The organism is Sphaerisporangium sp. NPDC004334 (genome assembly GCF_053602655.1).
This window is the reverse complement of sequence record NZ_JBSGDZ010000089.1, coordinates 1-1,288: the sequence shown is the minus strand read 5'-3', so window position 1 is coordinate 1,288 and position 1,288 is coordinate 1. Positions and strand designations below refer to the sequence as shown.

Annotated in this window: 1 protein-coding gene; it reads left to right on the top strand. The window is 67.0% G+C overall.

The window, feature by feature from the left end:
• Positions 1-66: 66 nt before the first annotated feature.
• Positions 67-1,247, top strand: a protein-coding gene (locus tag ACWEN6_RS40890; RefSeq protein WP_452577602.1) for an IS3 family transposase whose coding sequence is annotated in 2 segments (ribosomal slippage) — positions 67-316 and positions 316-1,247 — 1,182 coding nt in all. Because the reading frame shifts where the segments join, the coding sequence is not laid out codon by codon here.
• Positions 1,248-1,288: the final 41 nt, after the last annotated feature.

The window sequence follows — 1,288 nt, the reverse complement described above, 5'->3', positions numbered from 1 at the left end:
TGATGTTGCCCCGGTCTTGTGGACAGCCGAGTGCTTGGGACGATGTGTCCTGGGAGGAGTTCACAAGTGCCGATGTCACGTCCGCCGTACCCGCCGGAGTTCCGGCGGCAGATGGTGGAGCTGGTCCGCGCCGGCCGGACGCCGGAGGAACTGGCCAAGGAGTTCGAGCCGACTGCGCAGTCCATCCGCAACTGGGTGGTCCAGGCTGAGCGCGATGAGGGCCGCCGGGAGGACGGTCTGACCAGCGTCGAAAAGCAGGAGCTGGCCCGGCTGCGGCGGGAGGTCCGTCAGCTGCGGGAAGAGCGGGAGATCCTGAAGAAGGCCGCGGTTTTCTTCGCTCGGGAGACGGATCGGCCGAAATGAAGTACCGGCTGATCGACGCGGAGAAGGCACGCCATGGCGTCTCCCTTTTGGCCCGGGTGCTGGGTGTGTCGCGCCAGGGCTACTACGCCTGGAAGAACCGCGGACCCTCGGCGCGGGCCCGGCAGGACGAGGCCCTGACGGAAACGATCACGAAGATCCATGCTGGATCGCGAGGAACCTATGGTTCTCCGCGGGTGCATGCCGAGCTGGCCGAGGAGTTCGGGGTGCGCATCGGGCGCAAGCGGGTGGCCCGGCTGATGCGCGCTGCTCGGCTTGAAGGAGTGCATCGGCGCCGCCGGCGCGGGCTGACCCGCCGTGACCCCGCGGCGAGTCCGGCCGAGGATCTGGTGAAGCGGGACTTCACCGCTCCGGGACCGAACCGGACCTGGACAGCCGACATCACCTACGTGCCGACCGGCGAGGGATGGCTGTATCTGGCGGTGGTGCTGGATGTGTTCTCCCGGCGGATCGTGGGATGGGCGATGGCCGATCACATGCGCACCGAGCTGGTCATCGACGCCCTGGAGATGGCGATCTGGAACCGCCGGCCCGCCCCCGGACTCATTCACCATAGCGATCAAGGAAGTCAGTACACGTCGCTGTCGTTCAGCCAGCGGTGCAGGTCAGCGGGCATCCGTACCTCGACCGGGACCGTCGCCGACTGCTTCGACAACGCCGTCACCGAGAGCTTCTTCGCGACGTTGGAGACTGAGTTGCTCGACCGGCATCACTTCGCCACCCGCGCCCAGGCCAAGGCCGCCTGCTTCGACTTCATCGAAGGGTTCTACAACCCCCGGCGCCGCCACTCGACCCTGGGCATGCTCAGTCCCGCCGAATACGAACGCCGGCACGACGCCGAACAAGACCGCTACGCTGCCGCATAGCCGCAAACCCCGACCTGTCCACACAACCGGGGCAACTTCAG